Source organism: Nonlabens xiamenensis (genome assembly GCF_003865345.1).
Taxonomy (GTDB): Bacteria; Bacteroidota; Bacteroidia; order Flavobacteriales; family Flavobacteriaceae; genus Nonlabens; species Nonlabens xiamenensis.
The window spans coordinates 707,559-730,708 of the sequence record NZ_RMVE01000001.1 but is presented as its reverse complement, the minus strand read 5'-3'; the positions used below and the strand labels follow the sequence as shown (position 1 = coordinate 730,708).

Below are 23,150 nucleotides of genomic sequence, written 5' to 3'. Positions count from 1 at the left end.
AATCACTTCTATTTGTAGCGTTGACCTTCTTTCATCACAAAGTCCACTCGTTCAAGAATGGCTACATTTTTTTCTGGATTTTCAGTCACCGCAACAATGTCGGCAAAAAATCCAGGCTTGACTTGTCCCAACTGTTCCTCCATCTTTAAAATTTTGGCTGGTGTTATGGTGGCGCTTTGCAGGGCTTCCATCACGGGCATCCCAGCCTCGACCATATAGCCGAACTCCTTGGCATTTTTCCCGTGGGCAAAGACACCTGCATCGGTCCCAAATACAATGGGAACACCTCTCTTGTAGGCACGAGCAAAAGTTCCTTGTATTTGCGGACCAACCGCTTTGGCTTTTGGAACGACTATTTCTGGATAAAAGCCCTCTTCCTCGGCTTTCAATGCCACTTCTTTTCCAGCGGTAATGGTAGGTACAAGATAACAGTTCTTTTTGATCATCAGGTCCATGGTGGATTCGCTCATATAGGTACCATGTTCAATGGTAGTCACGCCTCCCTCAACGGCCCGTCTCATCCCTTCGTCGCCATGTGCATGTGCCGCTACGTGAAAACCGTAGTCTGCAGCGGTGCTTGTAATCGCCTCAATCTCTTCAATGGTAAATTGAGGGTTACTGCCATTTTTGGCTACGCTCAAAACACCGCCTGTTGCTGTAATTTTTATACAGTCTGCCCCATTTTTATAACGGTGTCGCACCGCCTCGCGCGCCTCATCGGTACCGTTGGCCACGCCTTCTCTTGGACCTGGATCGCCCATCATTATTTTATTTCCCCCATTGGTAGGGTCTGCATGGCCACCTGTTGTAGCAATAGACTTTCCCGCTGTAAAAATACGAGGCCCGGGCACCTTGCCTTTATTGATGGCATCCCGCAATGAAATATTGATTCCGCTACCGCCCAGATCTCTTACGGTTGTAAATCCACACATTAAAGTTGTTTCTGCGTATTGAACCGAATCATAAGCGATATCAGCGGGATCATCCACATATTTCTGAATATAAGCATGTGGATTGTATTCAGTTTCCATATGTACATGCATATCGGTAAATCCAGGCATCACCCAGTGATCTTTTAAATCAAAATATTTGACATCCTGCGGAATTGGCTGATAGCCTTGTCGCACTTCCGTAATTCTTTTTCCATTGATCTTAATGGTCACCTCATCCTGCCATTTTCCATTTTCTGAGTCCAATAAGTGTCCTGCATGGATAAAAGTGGGAGTTGATACATTGGTTTGGGATTGCCCCAGTTGAATGCTTGCAAAAAAGAGGAGGATGAATAGATTTTTCATGTCTAGAAATTAGGAATCCCTAAATGTAGGACAGAAAACTGACAATTCTACCGCCTGTGTAAGCCTTGTCCGAAGTTTAAGCTGAAATATTCAAGTTTATTCATCAGTTGTCTTCTCCACGATGGCCTGGAGTAGCTTCAGGTAATCCTCCTGGCGGTGCACAAAATCCAGATCGGTCACATCGATCACTTTGACATTCAATTCTCTTTGTGAACGTATGAATTCTGCATAGCCTTGCTGTATCTGGGACAAATAACTGGCCTGAATATTTTGCTCGTATTCTCTGCCTCTTGTTTTGATGTTTTGCAGTAAACGCTCTTCTGTCTGATAGAGATAAACGTACAAGTCAGGTTTAACCAACTCTTTGTACATCATATTGAACAGTCTTTTGTATAAAGCATATTCCTCATCGTCCAAGGTGATTTTTGAAAAAATCAAAGACTTAATGACGTAATAATCGGCCACGGTAAACTCCTTAAAAAGGTCTTGTTGGGCCACATCATCACTGAGCTGCTGGTACCTGTCGGCCAGAAAAGACATCTCCAATGGAAAAGAATAACGCTCCTTGTCCTCATAAAATAATGGTAGGAAAGGGTTGTCTGCAAAGCGTTCCAGTACTTGCTTGGCATTGAAGTCTGCAGCAATTTTATGGGTCAGGCTGGTCTTTCCGGAGCCAATATTTCCTTCAATGGCGATGAAATTCAATTGATGGATGGGGTATCGCTTTCGCGAAAGCGGAATTTCCAATGCCACCGTCGTTTCCAATGGTTGTAGTGCGCTAGCCAGTTCTACCATGGTTGCACCCAAAACTGGATGCTGGACGTCATAAGCAATGTCCACTAAAGGCTGCATCACAAAATTTCTATCCTGTAAATGCGGATGAGGAATGCATAAATCCGACTCTTGAATCACCTGCTGGTCGTACAATAGAATATCCAAATCAATTGATCGATCCTCGTAGCTATCACCTTTTTTGGGAAGTCGCCCCATCTCACGCTCGATCTCCTGTAAAATGTCAAGAGATTCTCTAGCAGTTTTTGAGGTATGGACCAAGATAGCAGTGTTTAAAAAACTTGCACCATCAAAGCCCAATGCTGGCACCTCGTACACACTGCCCGCAGCAATGATCAAACCCAGGCGTTGTTCAATCAAGAGTGTCGCCCGGATCAAATGCGCTTCCCTATTGCCCAGATTGCTCCCTAAAGCAATGAATATCTTGTGATTAGAAAAAGAAGAGATGGCTTTAATTTTTGCAGCAAATTAAGGAATAAAGGCAGACTCTTGAAGTACTTTTGGTATAATTATGAAGCAACTTCAGGGAACCGACCTACGCCTGGCGCATCGTATTTATTTGGTGCTGGCCGCCTTGTTTATTTGTTCGCTTGTCGTCTCTAACCTCATCTTCCAAAAGTTCTTTTACTGGAACCCCATGGGATGGTTTAATTTTGAAATATCAGTGGGATTGTTGCCCTACCCGATTACCTTCTTGATCACTGATTTGGTCAGCGAGATTTATGGACGACGCAAAGCTAATGACCTTGTTCTGGCCGGAATCTTTGCCTCTGTTTTTAGCCTGGTTATTATTGCTGTAGCAGACGCAGCGCCAGCCATCGCTACTAGTCCCATCGACGACCTCACTTTCAACAAGGTATTTGGCGCTACCACCATTGCTGTTATTGCTAGTATGGCGGCTTATTTATTTGCTCAATTTCTGGATATACAGATATATCATTTTTGGAAAAAGGTGACCCAAGGAAAAATGCTTTGGGTGCGTAATAATTTCAGCACCGTTTTTTCACAGTTTGTTGACACATGCAGCGTACTATTATTGTTATGTTTCAACGGTATTTTAAGTTGGAGTCAATTCTGGCCACTATTGGGGGCTGGATTTTTATTCAAAGTCCTAGTGGCTCTGGTAGACACGCCACTGTTGTACGCTGGAGTTTACCTGTTCCGCAGGCTTTTCAAACTTAAAACCGGAGAAGAAATTAAGATCGATTAAATCCCTGAAATTTCAGGAAATCAAATTATGAAAAAGCTATTTAAAATATTGGGAGTTCTACTCCTGACCTTGGTCGTTCTGATCATTGCCGCCCCATTTTTCCTTCAAGATCAAATTGCAGAGATTATTAAGAATAAATTGAATGCCTCCATGGATGCGCAGATCGATTTTGCCGAAGTTGATCTGAGTCTATTTCGCGCTTTTCCCGATGCGAGATTGTCTATTGATGATCTGTCCATCATTAATAACGCCCCTTTTCAAGGAGACACCTTATTTTACGGAAAGGAAGTTAAATTGGACCTACCCATCGGAGATTTATTTAACAATGCCAGCGACCCTATTCATATCAACGAACTCATCGTCAATGAGGCAGTATCCAGGCTTTATGTGAATGAAGAGGGAAGAGCCAATTGGGAGATTACCAAAGAAAGTCCCAACACTGCCGTCGCAGATACCAGCAGCACTGCAGGCTTTAGTTTTGACCTGAAACATTATGAATTCAACAATTCAGAATTAACCTACCACGACAAATCCTCTAAAAACAAATTGGTGCTCAGCGGATTGAATCACTCAGGAAATGGCGATTTTTCACTGGCTACGAGCACCCTGGATACTTATACTGAAGCCTTGGTTTTATACAGCTTAGATGACATCGAATATTTATCTGGACAAAAAGTTAGACTGGAAGCCGATATTCTCATGGACCTGGAGAACCAGAAATATACCTTCCAGGAGAACCAAGCATTTGTAAACGATCTGGAATTAGGATTGGACGGATTTGTAGACCTTGAGGAAGATTACACCATGGTCGATTTGAGCTTTGATACACCTTCATCAGATTTTTCGAATTTCTTTGCGCTTATTCCAGAAACTTATCGCCAAAATATGGAAGGTATCACAACTACTGGGGAATTTATCGTACAGGGTATGATCAAAGGGGAAGTAGATGACAATCGTATTCCTAAAATGGATATCCAAATAAGCTCTAATAATGCCTCTTTTAAATATCCAGACTTACCTCAAAAAGTCACCAATATTAATATAGATGCGCGTCTTAAAAATGAGACCGGAAATGTGGATGATACCTTTCTGGACATTGCACAGACTTCGTTCAACATAGGTGGAGATCGATTGAGTGGAAGTGCCATGATCACAAATCTTACGACCAATATGAACGTTGATCTCATTGCAAAAGGTAATCTGGACTTCAACAATTTAAAACAAGCCTTTCCACTGCCAGAAAATACTGATTTGAATGGACAGATGGCGCTAGATATCGCGGCACAATTTGATATGGAAAGTATAGAAAAACAGCGGTATGATCGGATCAACACAAAAGGTACCGCCAGTCTGACTGATTTTGTTTACATGGGCGAAGCCTTGACCAAACCTTTAAATATCCAACAAGCAAATCTTGATCTAAGTACGGCTAGAATTAAATTAAAGGATTTTAGCGCCCGAACTGGTAATACCGACTTGCAAGTCAATGGAACCATTGACAACCTGATTGGTTTTATGATACAAGACCAAGATCTTAAAGGAGTCTTCAATCTCCAATCCAACAGCTTTGATACGGCCGATTTTATGACTCAGACAGAAGTATCACCAGCACAAAAAGCCAATAGCACCACGCAGACTTCTACTGGTGCACAAACTGAGGAGGCCATTCAAATACCTGCGTTTTTAGACGCCACATTAGATTTTCAGGCAGGAACAGTGTATTATGACGGATTGACTCTAAAAAATGTGAGCGGTGTTGCCACCGTTAGAGATGAAACCCTTACCCTAAACAATACCATGACCAATATCTTTGACGGATCCATAGGTGTTAATGGTAGCGTAAGTACCAAAGGGACCACTCCCACATTCAACATGGCCCTGGATATGAAAAACCTGGATATCGCACAATCCTTTGATGGTTTTGATATGTTCAAAAACTTTGTGCCGATCATCAGTGCGCTCAACGGTAAAATTAATACGGACATCACGCTAAATGGTTCGCTGGACCAGGAACTATCTCCAATCTTGAATACCTTGGTAGGAGACGCTTTTGCCAAAATTCTCACTAAAGATATCAATGCAGAAAACAATCCTTTGCTAGGTAAACTAGACGAAAAGTTAAGCTTCATAGACCTTGATAAATGGGATCTTTCTGAAATCACAACAAAATTAGATTTTAAAGATGGGGCCGTTCAGGTACAACCCTTTGACTTTAATATCAAGGGTATCAAAGCAACTGCGAGTGGAAGACACTCGCTGACTAATGAAATGGACTATACGCTTAATCTCGATGTTCCAGCCAGATATTTTGGTAAAGAAGGTGCTAACTTACTGTCCAAACTGGAGGCCAAAGATATCGAGAACATCACTGTTCCAGTACCTGTTAGTTTTGGAGGATCTTTCCAGACCCCTAAAATCAATGTGAATCTGGATACAGCCGTCAAAAACCTCACCGCACAAATCGTGGAAATTCAAAAACAACGACTCAAAGACAAAGGAGAAGATGCCTTGGGAGGAGCCATTGATGACATCATCCAAGGTAATAATCCGCTGGATGGAATCAAAGACCGGATAAGAGGGAATGCAGATAGTACCCGAACTACTACCAAGGACAGCACCCGTATCAATACCACCAAAGATCCAAACAAAGAAGCCGAAGACAAGTTAAAAGAAACTGCTGGCGGACTCATACGTGGATTGCTTGGTAGGAAAAGTACTGAACAGGACACGACCAAAACCCAGTAAATAGCCAGAGGAGTAAAGCTTTTGGATAGACGCACTAAGCAATGCTGAGGCTACCTTCCGAATTGTATATTCTGCGATGGTGCTTCAGACCTTTTCACTCAGGTATTTCCAATATCTTCTGGGCACGTGCTGGACGTGCAAACGCATGTTCTTTCTGGACTTTATATTGGTACTTTTAAAGTATTGGTTCCACAAATCACGATATTGAATCTCGCTTTCGCGAAAGCTTCCCGACTCTACGAGTGCTTCGGACTGATCGGGAACAGTGGTATTTAAAATACCTCGTTGTCCACGCGGATTTCTAAAATCGATCTGTACTTCATGGACGCTTTCCAGGTCATAACTGATTCCAAAATCCCTTTTGAGATCATAAATAATCCATTTCTGATCTGCATATCGATTTTTAAAATGTTTGGCGATTAATGGTAATACATTAAAGTCAGGTTCCACGTTAGCATAATAAACATCTTCTTCAATCAGGTGAAAGCGTACAAAGGCTTCCATGCGATGCTTTTCCCTGCCCACCATTTTGGCCGCCTGGGAAATTTTCAATACGGTAGGATTGGCGTAGTCACCACTGGGAGAGCGCTGGTGGCTAAATGTCATCTTGAGGTAATCAAAAATAGTATTTTCAACACCGATAATCTCACTCAAAAAAGCGCAATATACCTGGTGAGCGTCCCGATGACCACTCAAGGTTTTAAAACCTTTCCATACGCGCTGGGCCTTTTCAACATCAGTAATCACCTCTTGATTGCCTTCAAACAGGTTTTGCTGCTCTCGGGAGGCAGGCGCAATGATGGGCCATTTGATTTTATGATCATAAATCATAAAAATAGCCGTCATCAAACCGTTAAAACTACCGTCGTATAATAGCGTTGTTGTCATGCAAAAAGACTCAACTGGTTGCTGAAATTATTGTGGTATTTACTGGTGGAGTTGATCATAATTTGCTGTTTGATCTGTGCTCCAGTGAGATCCCTGCTTTCAAAAATTCGGGAATCACATGTGATAAAATACCTGGAACGATTGAGAGAAATACCTATCGCTCTTAAGTGTTCCCAATTCAATTTTCTATAGCGTCGCGCCTGGATAATTTTGTGTACAGATTTCATTCCTATACCAGGCACTCTGGCCAACATGCGTTTATCTGCCCGATTAACATCCACTGGAAATTGATCCAGGTGACGTAAGGCCCACGAGAGCTTGGGATCAATATCCATATCTAGATTTTGGTGCTGGTCATTCAGTATTTCGCGTACATCAAAACCATAGAACCTCAACAACCAATCGGTTTGGTACAAGCGGTTTTCGCGCATCATGGGAACCTCAGTACCTAGTGCGGGCAGTCGGGAATCATCAGCTACTGGTATATAACCTGAATAATACACTCGCTTCATCTGAAATTTGTTATAGAAGTAATGGGCGCTGTACATCACATCTTTATCTGTTTCTCCGGTAGCTCCCACGATCATCTGGGTACTTTGTCCTGCGGGCGCATATACCGGAGTGCTTTTAATCAACTTTTTTTCTGATTGGTATTGTTTGATAGACTGTTGTACAGCCTTCATGGGCTTGATAAAATCCTTATGATCCTTATCTGGCGCCAAAAGCTTTAAACCTTCCTTGGTTGGAATTTCAATATTAACCGACAGCCGGTCTGCATATCTCCCTGCTTCTTGCATGAGTTCGTCACTGGCTCCCGGAATGGATTTAAGGTGAATATAGCCGTTAAAGTTTTCCTCTTCCCGCAGTTTTTTGGCCACTCTAATCAATCGTTCCATCGTGGCATCAGGGCTCTTGAATATTCCAGAACTCAAAAACAGCCCCTCTATATAATTCCGCCGGTAAAAATTAATGGTTAGATCCACCACCTCCTGTACGGTAAATGCCGCCCGTTTGATATCGTTTGATTTTCTGGTCACACAATAGGCACAGTCAAAAATACATACGTTAGTAAGCAAGATCTTGAGTAGTGAGACGCAACGGCCATCTTCAGTATAACTGTGGCAAATGCCCATACCACTGGAATCTCCCAGTCCCTTGTTCTTATTTTTTCTCGTGCTTCCGCTACTGCTACAACTCACGTCGTATTTGGCTGCATCGGCGAGGATTTCTAATTTTTCCTTTATTCTTTCGTAGTTCATTTTTCTTGTTTTAGATGGGCCATTTTCAAGTAGCTTATACTGGCTTACTCGACTTTCTTCCTCCACCGGGTTGATGGATTTCATGGCGTTCATGGGGTAATTCTGGCTTGCGATATCCGTTTCCATTTCCCATTCTTCGGTCCCTTAGGCTGGCTTGTTTTTCCAGTCGCTGCATTGTCTGCGGATTTGCCTCGGCATATCTCGGGTCTTGTATATAGTCTGCCTTTTCAAGATCCTGAACCTCGATGGAGTAAAAATCAAATTCCTCCACGACCTTTCCGTATATTTTGTAGATACCGCTTCCGCGAAAATGGATGCGTGCAGCTACCGGAGGGAACATGACCGTATCAAAGAAATATCCCTTACGATCCAAAAAAGTTCCAAACTGCATGCGTTTCCCTTTTGAGGTATGGGTCGTCTTAATGTTGACCACATAACCATAAATCAGCATCATTTTTCCTTTGTGGGCCTTCATTTCATCACGACCATTATTGTTGGTGGGTAGTGAGGCCAACAATTCAAAATGCGAGCAAAGCGGAAAGCCCAACAATTCGATCTGCTCAAAAGCCAATTCTTGTGCTGTGGTACGTAGTTGGGGAATTTTGGCGGCTCTGTATTCGGGAATAAAAAGCTTGTTCTGAATATACTTCTTGGGAGACCTATCCAGTTTAAAATGTGCTTGCCATAGAAGTTCGTAGCGGTCCTGTTCAGTAAATCTAAAGGCATTGATCCGGATAAGCAGGGACAACTGTTCTATACTGATAGGGACTCTATTGATAAAATCTTCCAGGGATTTAAAAATACCCTCTCTTAAACGCGCTTCCACAATCCTTACCATGGTTTTTCGCTCGAGCTCTTTGAGGTAACTATAGCCTAAATAAATGGTAGTGCCTTTGATCACATTGGCAATATCACTATGATTGATACAGGGTGCTTCAATACGGGCTCCACACATTTTGGCTTCGTGAACATAAAGCTCGGGCCGGTAGAATCCGCCACCGTTGTTTAGCGTGGCCGTCATGTATTCCAGTGGGAAGTAGCGTTTCAGGTAAAGGCTTTGGTAGCTCTCTACGGCATAGGAAGCAGAGTGTCCTTTGGCAAAAGCATAACCAGCAAAACTCTTGATCTGGTTCCATATCTCTGTGTAATCGGCAGGATCATAGCCTAGGCGCTCACAGTTTTGAAAGTACTTTTGTTCTACTTTTTTAAATTCTTCCCTGGATCGGTATTTGCCACTCATACCACGCCTTAAAACATCCGCTTCTGCCAGATCCAATTTGGCATAGTGATGGGCCACCTTGATGACGTCTTCTTGATATACCATAATACCATAGGTTTCTGGCATAATTGCGTTGAGAATAGGATGTGCCTCTGCTCTTTTCATAGGAAAACGGGTACGCAGGATAAACTCCCGCATCATTCCGCTTTGCGCCACTCCTGGCCGGATGACCGAACTGGCAGCTACCAGACCTATATAATCATCGGTCGCCAGTTTACTGAGCAACATGCGCATCGCCGGTGACTCTATATAAAAACATCCTATACAACCTTCCCTAGAAAGCATCTGGTTGATCTCAGGATCCTGCATGAATTTTTTGGTATCCAATCGCACGTCTGCCACAGAAGCATCGGGCTGGTTGTATTTAATGATGTCGATGGTGTCGCGTATTTTACCCAAACCTCGCTGAGCCAGGATATCAAATTTGTGGATCCCAGCATCCTCGGCAATGTGCATGTCAAACTGCACGGTACGGTAGCCTTTAGGCGGCAGGCTGGTTGCGCTGTAATAATGTATAGGCCGCTCAGTGATAAGAATCCCGCCGGCATGAATGCTGACATAATTGGGCATGTCCTTGATCCATAAACTATAGCGCAAAACAAGCCGGTGCATGTGATCCAGTTGTTGCTGCTGGAAATTTCCCGTCGTCAAAAGGTCTATATCCGATTTGGGTAAACCAAATACCTTTCCCAGTTCACGTATAACAGCCCGGTACTGAAAAGTATTATAGGTCGCCAGCAGGGCCACATGTTCAAAACGATCAAAGATAAAGCGGGTCATATCCTCCCGATCGTCCCATGAAAAATCGAGATCAAAATCCGGCGGACTCGTCCGGTAATCGTTGATAAAGCGTTCAAAATACAGATCCAGTTCAATAGGATCCACCTCGGTGATCTGGAGCAAGTAAGCCAGTATACTATTGGCTCCACTACCGCGACCTACATAAAAGTAACCTCGTTCCCGCGCATAGCGACAAATCTCCCAGTTGATCAGGAAATAAGCCACAAAACCTTTGTTCAGTACAGTGGTTATTTCCTTTTGTACCCTGGTTTCAATATCTGGATTGGAAGTCCCATAACGCAATGGAATTCCTTCTTGGGCAAGCTGCCTGAGCAGTGTCTCGTCTGCCTGCTGGTTGTCAGGCTGATTGCGGTGATAGGTCTTCTGATTGGCGTTGGGTTGTGATTTATCGTATTGAAAGTCGATATGACATTTTTCCAGCATACGTTGGGTATTGCGCAGGATATTAGGAAAATCGGCAAAAGCAGCCCTAAGCTCACGCATCGGAAGCATTCTATCCTCTGGATGTCCTTGTTGAGATTCTGGCAACTGACTCAATAAAATATTCAAATCGATACAACGCAGCAAACGATGGGTGTTGAAGTCCTTTTTATTCCTAAAACTCACGGTTTGCATGACTACCAGTCGGTCCTCCATTGCAGCATAGCGGGTAAAAGGAAGTCGGCGTAGGGCAGCGACGGATACACCTATGAATTCGCTTTCGCGAAAGCGAGACATTTCTAATTCAAGTACCCGATTCAGCGGATAGATGATAAAAGCATTTTTAAAAATAGGGGCCTGCTCTGGAAACGGAAGTTTGCGCTCCAGGTAATAGGACAAAAACGCGTTGAGTTCGTGAAATCCATCGTTGTTTTTGGCGATGCCCACGTAGAGTTGCTGGTGATCGTTCCTAAAGTCAATACCGACTACCGCAGGGCGGTTCTCTTTATTACACAACCTGACAAAATTGAGACAGGCACTGGTGTTGTTGATATCAGTAAGTACTGGCACCTCCACCTCGTTCTCCCTAAGGAGGTCGATCAGCTCCTTTTCGCTAAAAGTACCGTATCTCAAAGAGTAATATGTGTGGTTGTTCAAGTACACTTGTCTTTTGTTTTGATGGGTGTTGTGGTCAGTTTTATTGTTTGCGATGAGCGAGTACAACAGGAGGTAATCCGTTGAAAGGGTTGAGCATCCTACCTATAGTTTTGGCCTCCATTCCTGCTGCACGCACCACCATGCGATCCCCATATTTTTCCCTGATACGATCAAGTGCGTTGTATAGGTTGAGATCTTTTTCATTGTCGTCAAAAAGATTGATCTGGTAGTGGCCACCTACAATATGGGAAAAACGTATCCCGATCAGCCTGATGAGTAGTCGGCGGTTATAAAGTCTTTCAAAAATTTCCAGAATCTTGGGGATCAGGATATGATCGGCGCTGCAGTAGGGAATACGAATCTGTTTTGAATAGGTATTAAAATCAGAATATTTGATCTTAACGCTGATACATCCGGTAAGCTTATCGCCACGACGCAATTGAAACGCCAGGTTTTCGGTCATGGCTACCAATATGGATTTAAGCTTTTTGACATCTATAGTATCACGATCAAAGGTGCGTTCAGTACTGATAGACTTGCGCTCATTGAAGGCGATAACCGGTCGGTTGTCCACTCCTTGTGCCCTACGCCAGATCATACTTCCATTTTTTCCTAGTACGTTGACCAACATCTCTTCTGGCATTTCCTGAATGGTGCGTATACGTTTGACTCCCAGGTGTCGTAAGGTCTGATAGGTTTTATCACCTACCTGCGGAATTTTTCTGATAGAAAGAGGTGCCATAAAACCCTTTTCCTCGCCGTAATTGATCATCAGCTGACTGTTAGGCTTGGCTTCTCCGGTAGCGATTTTTGAAACCACTTTGTTGATAGAAAGCCCAAAAGAAATGGGCAACCCGGTTTCTCTGATCACTTTTTTACGCACTTCGGTGGCCAGCTTATAGCATCCGTAAAAACGGTCCATTCCCGAAAGGTCTGCATAGAACTCGTCAATGCTTGATTTTTCAAAAAGAGGTACCTCTTCTTTGATGATTTCGGTCACCTCGTCAGAGTATTTGGAGTAGGTACCTGCATTGCCCCTTATGACAACAGCTTCTGGACAAAGCTGACGGGCCAGTTTCATTGACATCCCGCTGTGTACGCCGTAACCACGGGTCTCATAGCTACAGGCTGCCACCACGCCGCGATCACTGGTTCCTCCTACCAATAAGGGCTTGTTGTTGAGGCGGGAATCCATCTTGCGTTCTACGGAGACGTAGAAGGTGTCAAGGTCCAGATGTATGATTTGTTTATCGCTCATGATTGTTGTTGCAATAGCTGTATTGATACCCAAAAGCTTAATATAGGCGGTCAAAAAACCCCACAGAATTTATTTCTGTGAGGTCGGTAGCACATGTAATGGAAGAAAGTGGAAGTCTAGTCCATTAATCGTCCATGTTTCTGATCACCAGATCGTGCAGGGTAGGTTCCATTAAACTGACAAAGCCTTCTACCTCCCTGTGATTTCCAAAACAGACTCCCTGTTGCTGCAGTATATCGTACAAGGTGTGGTATACCCGTTGTACAAGTTCCTCGGTTTCGGCAATCTTATCAGACCAGGTTCTGGGGGCAGATGTATTACCCAAATGATCAGCCTTTTGCTTTCTTTGATAAGAAACCAGTTGCTCTACGCGTAACACCAGCTCCTTTTTAATATGTTCCATATGCATTTCTTGAATCATTAGTGATGGTCTGACAACTGAATTAAAAGAGTACGAATTGGTCACCTTCTACCAGACGTTCTTCCCTGATGACATACTCGTCTTCTTCGGCATATTTGAGACGTTCGTAAAGACAGCGATCATAATCCTTAAATATCTTGTCCCCTACTGGCTTGAGCAATTCCAGTCCATTGGCCTCAGGGTTTTTGATTTTAGGGGAAATCGGATAAGCATTAAAACCTTTGGCATCAAAGGGACGCATGATCTTAGACAGACTCGCTTGGTCCAAATCCGCATCCAACCACTGCTCTTCCTGCTCCCTGGTTAAAACCACCGGCGCCCTGTGGTGACCTATGCGCTGTGTAAGCCGATTTGCTGCAGTAGTGATAATCGCAACTGTATGGTGCAATGCTCCCGTGAGCGGATGTTTCCAAGTATCGTGTATACCAGCCAGCGCAAAAGGCCCGCGGTCCCGATTGGGATAGATCAGGTAAGGCTTGTTGAGCTTTTCATTCTTGGGTCCTTCTATAAAGGCATCAACCAACACTAAACAACGCTGCGAGCGAATCGCGTGACGAAACATAGGCTTGCTAAAAATCCCCTTATTACCATCATATAACGGATCATTTTCAGGATTCAGACTGCCCTCGCTACGAGCATTGATCATATAGGTTTGCTTGTGCGCCCAGTAAGGCGTAAACCCCAAACTAAACATTTGTATGTGGTGCGGGTGCCTACTTGTGATTACGGGTATGCGGTTACCAGCACTGATGTTAACGTTTTCCTCCAGGTGCACCCCTTTCGCGAAAGCAGCATTAAAACGCTCTTCCAATAAAGCTTCTGGGGTAATGACGGATGCTCTTCCACACATAATCTTCGGTTTTATGGAAATATTCCAAGATATTTCCGGTTGACGGTTTCAAATATATGGAATTATTCCTATTTGATGGAAATATTCCACTGTTAAAATTGGAAATATTCCTAAAAAAGCTATATTTGCCTTATGGCACAAGAGATACCTACAGAGGCAAGGCGGTTCAAACAAGTAAGGGAGGACCTGGGAAAAACCCAAAGTGAATTTGCAGCGTTGCTGGATGCCGGCAGCTCCACGGCAGATATTGAACGAGGCAAAAAAAAGATCACTGGCCGTATCGTGACCGAGTTGCTGCGCCAGTGGCGGGTGAATCCGCTGTGGCTTTATGGCAATAGCTACAATAAATATTTGGAAACCAGTGCCGACACCTCGCCCAAAATTATCACCATGGACAGTCAGGAGCGTGAAAACATGATCATGGTACCCATCAAAGCCAGTGCTGGATATGCCAGCAATGTACAGGACACCGATTGGTACAACGACTTACCAGCCTTCCATATCCCACTACCCCAATATAAAGAGGGGAGTTACCGGGCTTTTCAAGTCAAAGGAGATAGCATGCTACCTGTACTCCTGCCCCAGGAATGGGTAATGGGACGCGCGGTAGAGAGCCTGCGAATGGCCAATGACAACCGCATCCACGTCGTGGTGACCAGCGATAGTGTACTGGTGAAAAAATTGCGCAAGACCACATCGCCCCAAGAGGTTCATCTGATCTCCCTGAATCGGGACTATCCCGTGATCGAGCAACCCGTTGCCGACATCAAAGAACTTTGGGAAGTGAATTCTAAATTGAGCTTTGATTTGGATGTACACCAAGGAGAAGAAGCCATGATTACTTTAAAACAAGGGCTGGACAGTTTACGCGCAGAAATAGCCAATATCAAAAAAGGAGCTTCTTAAAGAAGCTCCTTCATTCTTTTGTAGTTATTATAAAAATCAATCCGGATCATTCTCTGTCGGATTGGTGTCATAACTTTCATCGTCAGTGCTGTCATTGGCATCCTCATCCAGGGTTTCAACTTCTACTTCCTTTTGATCACGACAGCTGGTCATGACAGGAGCAGCAAAAAATAAAGCCAAAGCGAGGTAAATGAGTTTTTTCATAGGTGTAGTTTTTGGTACGACATATCCCTGTGGTAACCTACCACAGTTTTTCTAAATATAAACTTTTCCGTCACTTTAACCAACCCACAAACAATTTGGTCACCAAAACAAGGATTAAAAACAGTTTGGACTAACATAAAAAATGCCGCCCAAGGGCGGCATTTTTGTTATGATCAATGGCCGACTTAGTTATCGTCACCAATATTTTCAATTTCCTCGTTGATCTCCTCATTGATTTCTTGATCCGCCTTCTTGGCAGCTCTTTCCAAAGCACCTTCAGTCTCTTCAGCCTCAGTTTCCACTTCTCTAACAATGGTTTTGGTCTCTTTTTCAGTCTCTCTACAGGAAGTAAAGGCTGTGGCGGCCAAAAACAACATGACAACGCTCAATACTACTTTTTTCATAATGGTTAATTTAAATATTTGGGTAAAGATATTTTAGTTTCATACACAGCATTCTTACATTTTTGCCAATAATTATTAAAATTTGTTAAAGACCTTATTGCTTTCGCGAAAGCGGAATACCTTCAAGCAAACTTGTGTTATGAGCTTTTACCAACTCTATGATTTTTTACGTGACCTACAAAAAAACAATTCCAAAGAGTGGATGGACGAGCATAGGAAACGCTATCACGAGGTTAGAGACTGGTATATTTCTTGGTTAAATGAATTGGATGTAGAGTTGGGTAAAGCAGACCCAGACTACGTATCCATTGAAGGGCGCAAGGCAATCAATCGAATCAATAATAATTTAATGTTTCATCCGGATAAACCTGTGTATAAAGATCATTTTGGCGCAGGAATGGACCTGAATGAAAATGGTAAACAAGGTGATTTTTACATACATCTGGGAACAGAGGAGTCCTTTATTGCTGGCGGATTCTATAAGCCCAAAAAAAAGTTGTTAGATTCTATCCGTGATGCCATCGACTACAACGGCGAGGAGTACAAGAAGATCATCAACAGGAAATCTTTCACGGACACCTTTGACATCGTCGATGATGGAGATAGCCTTAAAACAGCGCCAAAAAACTACTCCCAAGATCATGAGCACATCCAACTACTCAGGCAAAAAACCTTTGCTGTGCGTCATGATGTAACCCAAAGAGAGGTGTGCCAAGAAGATTTCAAACAACGTTGTGTGGACGTTTATTTGGAAATGAAGCCCTTTCGCGATTATTTGAACAAAGCGGTAACGGTATAGCATAAGACCCTGACCTTCCCTACCGGCAAGGATAATTGAATAACTTTGGCTATATCAAAGGTGGTATCAAATCTTTTTTAACCACTCGCTCATCGACACACGTTGCTCCAAATAAGATTTCAGATCCTTGATAGCTATCCTTTCCTGAGTCATGCTGTCACGATCCCTGACGGTCACCGCATGATCCTCTTTGGTATCGTGATCTACCGTAATACAATAAGGTGTACCATTGGCATCCTGCCTGCGGTAACGACGACCTATCGCATCCTTTTCATCATATTGCACCTTCATGGACCATTTGAGTTCGTTGATAATCTCATCGGCGATTTCTGGTAATCCATCCTTTTTCACCAATGGCAAGATGGCGGCTTTAACCGGAGCAAGCACAGCGGGAATTTTTAATACGGTACGCTCACTGCCATCTTCAAGAGTTTCGTCTTGTAAAGCATTGGAAAATACAGCCAGAAACATACGATCGAGCCCTATAGAGGTCTCCAATACATAGGGCACATAACTCTTATTTTCTTCGTGGTCAAAGAATTGTAGTTTCTTACCGCTATACTCTTCATGTGCTTTCAGGTCAAAGTCTGTACGTGAATGAATCCCTTCCAGTTCTTTAAAGCCGAATGGAAAATTGAATTCGATATCAGTAGCAGCATTGGCATAGTGGGCCAGTTTTTCATGATCGTGGAAGCGATAATTTTCATCGCCCATCCCCAATGACCGGTGCCATGCCATGCGCTTTTCCTTCCAAACCTCAAACCACTCTAGTTCTGTTCCTGGCTTCACAAAATATTGCATCTCCATTTGTTCAAATTCGCGCTGGCGGAAAATGAACTGACGGGCAACGATCTCATTTCTGAAAGCTTTCCCGGTTTGGGCGATCCCAAACGGAATTTTCATACGCCCAGTTTTCTGAACATTAAGGAAATTGACAAAAATCCCCTGGGCAGTCTCTGGCCTTAAATAGAGATCAGTGGCTGTATCTGCACTGGCGCCAATCTTTGTACCAAACATCAGATTGAACTGGCGTACATCGGTCCAGTTTTTAGAACCCGTATCTGGGTCGGCTATGCCTAATTCTTCGATCAAGGCTTTGACACCAGCAAGGTCTTCTTTATCCAGTAACTCGGCCAGTCTGGCGGTTGGCTCTGTGGCTTTTTTCATATAACCGACCACACGAGGGTTGGTGGTTTTATACATTTCTGGATCAAAATCTTCTCCAAAACGTTTGGCGGCTTTGTCGATTTCCTTTTGGGCTTTTTGCAGGTGTTTTTCACAATAATCTTCCACCAGCACATCGGCGCGATAGCGTTTTTTTGAATCCTTGTTATCGATCAGTGGGTCATTAAAAGCATCGACGTGACCAGAAGCTTTCCAGGTTGTAGGATGCATAAATATAGCTGCATCAATCCCTACAATGTCTTGGTTAAGCTGGGTCATTGCCTGCCACCAGTACTCACGAATATTCTTTTTTAGTTCGGCCCCATTTTGCCCGTAATCATACACAGCTTGCAGCCCGTCGTAGATTTCGCTGGATTGAAAAACATATCCGTACTCTTTTGCATGGGAGAGTACTTTTTTGAATTGGTCTTGATCATTGTTTGCCATAGCTGCAAAAATAGAAAAAGGGAAGTAATAGACGTACTGGATATAAGTTATTTCGCTTTCGCGAAAGCGATATTATACCCATCCTCCCTATCTTTGACAAAAACTGCGTGGCGCTACTCACACTCGACGACATTATCGATGTTTACGGAAAGCTAAGACAGCGCGGTTTGGGTTTTATCTTATCCAAATTCAATTTCAAAGGTCTTGATCGCACCCGCAGTGCCTTCGACAATTCAGCTGCCAGATCTTCCAATGCCTGGAATATTCCACAAGTAAATCAACGCTGGAACCAAATGATCACTGGCGATCCTCATAAAGAATACGAAGCATACTTGGTTGAAAAGTACTTATCGGGTAAAAAGGGCTTGAAGATGATATCCTTTGGGTCGGGAAATTGTGCGCACGAACTTCTACTGGCCACGACTGGCGTTTTTGACCAAATCACTTGTGTAGATATTGTTCAGGACAGATTGGACGAGGCCAAAAGTCAAATAGATGATCGGCATCTGGCCCAGATGAATTTCCTATGTGAAAACATTTATGATCTGGATCTACCAGAGAAGAGTTTTGATATGGTGTTTTTTCACGCCTCACTTCACCATTTTAAGGACATCCCAGCATTGCTCGATTCGATTGTTGGCCGCATTCTGCGGGCTGATGGATTATTGGTCATCAACGAATACGTGGGACCGAATCGACTGCAGTTTCCTTCTCATCAAAAGAATTGGATCAATAAGGGATTACGACTGATTCCTAAAAAGTTCAGAAAAAGGAAGAGTTCGGGAGTGACCAAAAACAAATTTTATGGTAGCGGTACATTAAGGATGATCATGGCAGACCCCTCAGAGTGTGTGGATTCCAGTAGCATTATTCCAGCTTTACACGATCAGTATGAAACCTTAGAGGAACGGCCTTTTGGCGGTAATCTGGTGATCAACATTCTTAAAGACATCGCACATCATTTTACGGAAGAAAATCCTGAAACTATACCGTTGTTGCAAGACCTTTTTGCTTTGGAAGATCTTTATTTAGAGACTTATCCTTCTGATTATGTGTTTGGGGTTTACCGTAAATCGGCTTCAAATAGTAAGCATCTGGATCTTGTAAGCCAAGGCCGATAAAAGCATATTGCACATTAGTAAGTTGCTTATATCTTTTCAATCAAGGACGACTTTTCTATAATTCCGCCGACGGTTGAGATTTATTGTTTGCGAAAAATCTTGACAAAAATCCCAGAGCTCTTATAAGTCTGCATAAGCGTATAGGCTTCAGAATGCAACAAAGCATATTGCTCATCAGTGATATTATTGATATTAGAGTAAATCACATAGCCTTTGTTCCCTTCAAAACCATCAATTAAACGCAGATCTCCATCGAGAAAAAAATCATCCTGATATCCGTGGCTCGGGAAAAAGGTCTCCACTTGGGAAAATTCAATTTTCTGGTCTTCAAGAAAGTCTAGACTTTTCTTCTGTAAACTGTAATAAGGCCAATGGGCCAGACTACTATCCCATCCCTGGGCGATAAGGTCTGGATAAACCCAGAAATTACCAGAGATAAGTACAATTGCCCATACACCAAAAATTAGATTTTTAAGTTGGCGTTTAATTCCCGCAAGATTTATAAAATAGGCAGTAGACAAGGTAATCAATATATTGACCGGGAGAACATAACGGTGACCGATCAAACCGCTTGCCCAAATTAAATTCAATGGGAACAAGAAAAGAAAAATCAATGCAGATATCAATAGTATGCGACCATGGTAATCCGACTTGATTTTTTTAAAAAGTAAAATTGAGGAAGCAACAAAAAGTATACAGCCCAATACTCTCCCAAAATCCAATAGTCTCCAGATGTATATCACCACATTACGCAATATTCCTGTGACTCCAACAGTTTTAAATGAACTGGCCCAAGGCGAATCACTATGGAACCCCACCCAACCGGTTTGCTTGAAATGATAATAATTAAAAACTAAAAAAAGCAATAAGGCAGGTAGATAAATCAGGCTGCGATTGAACAACTGCACCCGTATTTTTTTAAAACCTCTATCCCTTTGGATATGAAGCGCAACATCAATAAACAACAACAATAAACTGACCATCATTCCCCTCATGCTTGTCAAAAAAAGTAGGAATATGGCACAAGCCAATACTATTTTTTTATTACTCAGTATAGCATTAAAAGCTATTAGAAAAAAGAAAACCAATGGCACATCAGGACTCACCAGACTCATCTGACTAAGCAATGCAGTATCTAGAACCAATAGAAAATACACGATCCCTGGATTGACCTCTTGGAAAAAATGTTTTACTAAAACATGGGATTGCCACAATATCCCGACTACAAAAGGCAACATTGCCAAATGACTGGTTAATAGTGATCGATCAAACAGCTTCCACCAAAAAGCAATATACCAACCGAATGCGGGAATATGACCACTATCAATTCTGTTGGGCAAGAGCCAGTCGGCAAAATTATTCTGATAAAAATGCGTCGCATGTAGAGATCCCAATTGTATGGTGTCCCAAAAAAATTGGTGATTCAAAGACAAAATATAGATCACCATTACCGAAAGAATGGCTATCACAAACAAAAGGGGTTGGATATATTTGTGTGCCTGCATTCCTATTGTTTAAAAAGCGAAGATTTGACCCCTAATTTACGGTGCAGGAAATATTGTATAGAGGTTTTCAAAACGCCCAATCCATACGTAGTGCTTCTGGCAAAATTAATGGATGAAGCCTCCTCAAAGTATTTTGTAGGGCAGGTGATCTCAGCAATTTCAATATCTGCCATGCAAATCTGTGCGAGCATCTGGTTGTCAAAAACAAAATCATCCGAATTGTTTTTCCAATTGATTTTTTCAAATACTTCTTTAGAAAACGCGCGATAACCAGTATGGTATTCAGCTAGCTTTTGATCCATCAATATATTTTGTACCAAGGTCAGAAATCTATTAGCGATATACTTGTAATAAGGCATACCTCCTTTTAGGGCACCCTTACCTAAAATACGGGAACCCAACACCACGGGATAAACATCGTTGGCAATCAAAAAAGCCATGGAATGGATCAGCTTTGGGGTGTATTGATAGTCCGGATGCAACATGATAATAATGTCAGCGCCTAAGGATAGTGCTTTGCGATAACAGCTTTTTTGATTGGCTCCATAGCCTTTGTTGCCGTCATGCCTAATGACATGCTCAATACCTAATTCCCTTGCCAGAGTACTCGTGTTATCTGTACTGAAGTCGTCAACCAAGATGACATCATCCACAATATCAAAAGGAATCTCTTTATAGGTGTTCTCTAACGTCCGTCCAGCGTTATAGGCTGGGAGGACGACAATTATTTTGTGCCGATGGATCATAGGTGAATTGGAATAAGCAAACCTAAGTAAAAAATCCAAACCCAGTTCCTGTCTGTTGTAGGCAGGCTAGCGTGGAGTGACCTGGAAGTGAATATGGTCATCGTGTCGCACGGCATGGCATCCATGAAAGCGAATTTTGTACAATTATACTGCCAGTATCTTGGTTGAAGGCAAGGATTGGATTGATCAAAATCAACCGATCTGGGTGACGACTGTCAACAAACCGATAAAAAACAGATGAATTGACAACCAGAGAAATGATCTAAAGAGCGACTTTGCCAACTTGGATGTATAGATAAATGATTTTTGTAGTATATCCGATGAAGATTATCGCAAATTCATCTCTCCACTACTGATCAGATTCGGACCATCAAAAAGATTGAAGCGATAACGACCAGAGATAATATCATCCTCGGCTGCGTTGACCAATTCGCAAATATCCAATTCCTGACCTTCATAATTAAAGTTGACCACCTTTGAATATTTCAATTCCTGCCCGTCAAACTGCTCGGTCGCATTCAATCCCAGCACATTGTTGTCAGGATTGATCACCTGAAGATAGTAGGTATTGACACCTTTAATAGCTAACGGATTTTGAGGAACCGTAAAACATACCTGTATATCGTCGACCCGTCTGGCACGATCATTTTCAATCTGCTTTCCGGAACTCCTTATAATCAACCCTTTAGAACTAAAGTTCGTCGGAATCAATGTCCGTGCCTCAGTGATGTTATCATTCAAACGGGTAATGGTACTGTCCATATCCCTTCCTCGTATCAATTGCTCATTGAGCACGGCCACGGTGCTGTCATTGACACGTACTAAGTTTTCATTGTCCATTTCAAGCAATGCCACCCGGTCCTGAAGGGCCTTGCGCTCCTTCCTGATATTGCTCAATTCGCTGCGCAAACGCGCCAATACCCGAACATCAGACTTCAGGTTACTCACGCTGTCCACCAGTCGCTCAATCCTGTCCTTGGCAAATGCCAGATCCGCACTGAGAATGTTCCCTTTTTCAATTTCAGCATCGTACTCTGCCGATATATTTTCCAGCTCCTCCTGGATCTGCGCCTTTTCATCAGCGAGCTGGGTTTTAATGGCTTCATTTTCCTGATAAGTGTTATAGCTCCAAATAGCCAGTCCTATTAGACCTACCAAAAAAAGGCCGGCCAGGACCTTGAGAATACGATTGTCAGTTTGTCTTGCCATAACGGGTGTTTTATCTTTATAACGTTTAATTCTTAAATTATTTGGTTCTGGGCTGGATATCCGACTTTCTTCATTTACTCTATCCAGAGGTCTGTCTAGGGTGTCAGATTCCACTCGTAGATGGAGAGTATCTGCTCTGCACCGCCTGTCGAGGTCAGTTACCCGTAGCCCTTCCTTTGGATCACCAGGACAACAAAGTTAAAGATTTATTTTTTGCACGTGTACCTATACAATGTGCAAGCAGCTTGTTGTATTATGAAAAAATAGGCGTGGTACAATCCCTGATTCATCAGCTCAAATACCAAAACCAGGAACAAATTAGCAACTTCTTGGGAAAATGGATGGCTTCGGCATTACGGGATGAGGCAGTTTACTCGGATATTGATTTAGTTGTGCCCGTGCCTGTGCATCCCAAACGACTGCGGCAACGCGGCTATAATCAGGTAAATGGGTTTGGCAGAGAGTTAGCGCAGGGATTGGGAGCTCGCTTTCGCGAAAGCGTTCTTTCCAAAACCCGCAATACCACTAAACAAGCCAAATTAGGACAAACCGAACGCAGTGACGAGACCCAATCACCCTACCAGCTGATGGAACAGCTGCCCTCTGGCACCCATGTACTCTTAGTCGACGATGTGATCACCACAGGCACCACGCTTTCGCTTTGCGCCAAAGAACTTCATCGCAATCCCGACATCAAGGTCTCCATTGCCACCATGGCCGTTTCCATCTGAAAAGCCTCTTGGAATCATACTTCTTTACAGGGATTCCGT

The 23,150-nt window shown here is 43.0% G+C and carries 20 protein-coding genes; 6 read left to right on the top strand and 14 right to left on the bottom strand.

What is annotated here, in order from left to right; genetic code table 11:
• Positions 1 to 8: 8 nt before the first annotated feature.
• The gene (locus tag EGM47_RS03310; RefSeq protein WP_124979326.1) at positions 9 to 1,295 is read right to left on the bottom strand and encodes a metal-dependent hydrolase family protein; all 1,287 of its coding nucleotides are present in this window, start codon (positions 1,293 to 1,295) and stop codon (positions 9 to 11) included.
• A gap of 96 nt (positions 1,296 to 1,391) precedes the next feature.
• Positions 1,392 to 2,504, bottom strand: a complete 1,113-nt coding sequence (gene folK / locus EGM47_RS03305; RefSeq protein ID WP_124979325.1) for a 2-amino-4-hydroxy-6-hydroxymethyldihydropteridine diphosphokinase — start codon at positions 2,502 to 2,504, stop codon at positions 1,392 to 1,394.
• A gap of 94 nt (positions 2,505 to 2,598) precedes the next feature.
• On the opposite strand from folK, the gene EGM47_RS03300 reads away from it, so the two are divergent.
• On the top strand, positions 2,599 to 3,297 hold the full coding sequence (locus tag EGM47_RS03300; RefSeq protein WP_124979324.1) for a queuosine precursor transporter: 699 nt from the start codon (positions 2,599 to 2,601) through the stop codon (positions 3,295 to 3,297).
• Between the two features lie 27 nt (positions 3,298 to 3,324).
• Positions 3,325 to 6,042, top strand: a complete 2,718-nt coding sequence (locus EGM47_RS03295; RefSeq protein ID WP_124979323.1) for an AsmA-like C-terminal region-containing protein — start codon at positions 3,325 to 3,327, stop codon at positions 6,040 to 6,042.
• A gap of 84 nt (positions 6,043 to 6,126) precedes the next feature.
• On the opposite strand, the gene EGM47_RS03290 is transcribed toward EGM47_RS03295, so the two are convergent.
• From EGM47_RS03290 to EGM47_RS03265, 6 genes are all read right to left on the bottom strand, one after another.
• On the bottom strand, positions 6,127 to 6,930 hold the full coding sequence (locus EGM47_RS03290) for a TIGR03915 family putative DNA repair protein (protein ID WP_124979322.1): 804 nt from the start codon (positions 6,928 to 6,930) through the stop codon (positions 6,127 to 6,129).
• A complete protein-coding gene (locus tag EGM47_RS03285) occupies positions 6,927 to 8,189 on the bottom strand; it encodes a putative DNA modification/repair radical SAM protein (RefSeq protein ID WP_124979678.1) in 1,263 nt (420 codons plus the stop codon). Before EGM47_RS03285 ends, EGM47_RS03290 begins: the two co-directional genes overlap by 4 nt.
• Positions 8,190 to 8,223: 34 nt before the next feature.
• A complete protein-coding gene (locus EGM47_RS03280) occupies positions 8,224 to 11,352 on the bottom strand; it encodes a DNA polymerase III subunit alpha (RefSeq protein WP_124979321.1) in 3,129 nt (1,042 codons plus the stop codon).
• Between the two features lie 34 nt (positions 11,353 to 11,386).
• Complete coding sequence (gene dinB, locus EGM47_RS03275) at positions 11,387 to 12,604, bottom strand: DNA polymerase IV (protein WP_124979320.1); 1,218 nt, start codon at positions 12,602 to 12,604, stop codon at positions 11,387 to 11,389.
• A gap of 124 nt (positions 12,605 to 12,728) precedes the next feature.
• Positions 12,729 to 13,007, bottom strand: coding sequence for a hypothetical protein (locus EGM47_RS03270; RefSeq protein ID WP_240642142.1), 279 nt, complete (start codon positions 13,005 to 13,007; stop codon positions 12,729 to 12,731).
• 40 nt (positions 13,008 to 13,047) lie between these two features.
• The gene (locus EGM47_RS03265; protein ID WP_124979319.1) at positions 13,048 to 13,875 is read right to left on the bottom strand and encodes an SOS response-associated peptidase; all 828 of its coding nucleotides are present in this window, start codon (positions 13,873 to 13,875) and stop codon (positions 13,048 to 13,050) included.
• Between the two features lie 132 nt (positions 13,876 to 14,007).
• Here EGM47_RS03265 and EGM47_RS03260 point away from each other — a divergent pair, with 132 nt between their 5' ends.
• Positions 14,008 to 14,781, top strand: a complete 774-nt coding sequence (locus EGM47_RS03260) for a LexA family transcriptional regulator (RefSeq protein WP_124979318.1) — start codon at positions 14,008 to 14,010, stop codon at positions 14,779 to 14,781.
• Between the two features lie 36 nt (positions 14,782 to 14,817).
• Here EGM47_RS03260 and EGM47_RS16270 read toward each other — a convergent pair whose 3' ends face one another.
• On the bottom strand, positions 14,818 to 14,985 hold the full coding sequence (locus EGM47_RS16270) for a hypothetical protein (protein ID WP_164510813.1): 168 nt from the start codon (positions 14,983 to 14,985) through the stop codon (positions 14,818 to 14,820).
• A 185-nt stretch (positions 14,986 to 15,170) separates the two neighbouring features.
• Positions 15,171 to 15,389 carry a hypothetical protein gene (locus EGM47_RS03255; protein ID WP_124979317.1) on the bottom strand — a complete coding sequence of 73 codons (219 nt, stop codon included), beginning with the start codon at positions 15,387 to 15,389 and terminating at the stop codon, positions 15,171 to 15,173.
• A 139-nt stretch (positions 15,390 to 15,528) separates the two neighbouring features.
• Between EGM47_RS03255 and EGM47_RS03250 the strand changes: the two genes are divergently transcribed.
• Positions 15,529 to 16,188, top strand: coding sequence for a DUF2461 domain-containing protein (locus EGM47_RS03250; protein ID WP_124979316.1), 660 nt, complete (start codon positions 15,529 to 15,531; stop codon positions 16,186 to 16,188).
• 66 nt (positions 16,189 to 16,254) lie between these two features.
• On the opposite strand, the gene EGM47_RS03245 is transcribed toward EGM47_RS03250, so the two are convergent.
• Positions 16,255 to 17,799 carry a glycine--tRNA ligase gene (locus tag EGM47_RS03245; protein WP_124979315.1) on the bottom strand — a complete coding sequence of 515 codons (1,545 nt, stop codon included), beginning with the start codon at positions 17,797 to 17,799 and terminating at the stop codon, positions 16,255 to 16,257.
• Between the two features lie 107 nt (positions 17,800 to 17,906).
• Here EGM47_RS03245 and EGM47_RS03240 point away from each other — a divergent pair, with 107 nt between their 5' ends.
• Entirely contained in the window at positions 17,907 to 18,920 is a 1,014-nt protein-coding gene (locus EGM47_RS03240; protein WP_124979314.1) for a class I SAM-dependent methyltransferase, read from the top strand.
• Positions 18,921 to 19,000: 80 nt separating this feature from the next.
• Here the strand turns inward: EGM47_RS03240 and EGM47_RS03235 are convergent, their stop codons facing one another.
• The 3 genes from EGM47_RS03235 to EGM47_RS03225 all read right to left on the bottom strand — a co-directional run bounded on the left by EGM47_RS03235 (position 19,001) and on the right by EGM47_RS03225 (position 22,380).
• The gene (locus EGM47_RS03235) at positions 19,001 to 20,425 is read right to left on the bottom strand and encodes a hypothetical protein (protein ID WP_124979313.1); all 1,425 of its coding nucleotides are present in this window, start codon (positions 20,423 to 20,425) and stop codon (positions 19,001 to 19,003) included.
• Between the two features lie 2 nt (positions 20,426 to 20,427).
• The gene (locus EGM47_RS03230) at positions 20,428 to 21,210 is read right to left on the bottom strand and encodes a glycosyltransferase family 2 protein (RefSeq protein ID WP_240642140.1); all 783 of its coding nucleotides are present in this window, start codon (positions 21,208 to 21,210) and stop codon (positions 20,428 to 20,430) included.
• A 288-nt stretch (positions 21,211 to 21,498) separates the two neighbouring features.
• A complete protein-coding gene (locus EGM47_RS03225; protein ID WP_124979312.1) occupies positions 21,499 to 22,380 on the bottom strand; it encodes a hypothetical protein in 882 nt (293 codons plus the stop codon).
• Between the two features lie 41 nt (positions 22,381 to 22,421).
• Here EGM47_RS03225 and EGM47_RS03220 point away from each other — a divergent pair, with 41 nt between their 5' ends.
• Positions 22,422 to 23,111, top strand: coding sequence for a ComF family protein (locus EGM47_RS03220; RefSeq protein ID WP_240642138.1), 690 nt, complete (start codon positions 22,422 to 22,424; stop codon positions 23,109 to 23,111).
• Positions 23,112 to 23,150 lie beyond the last annotated feature (39 nt).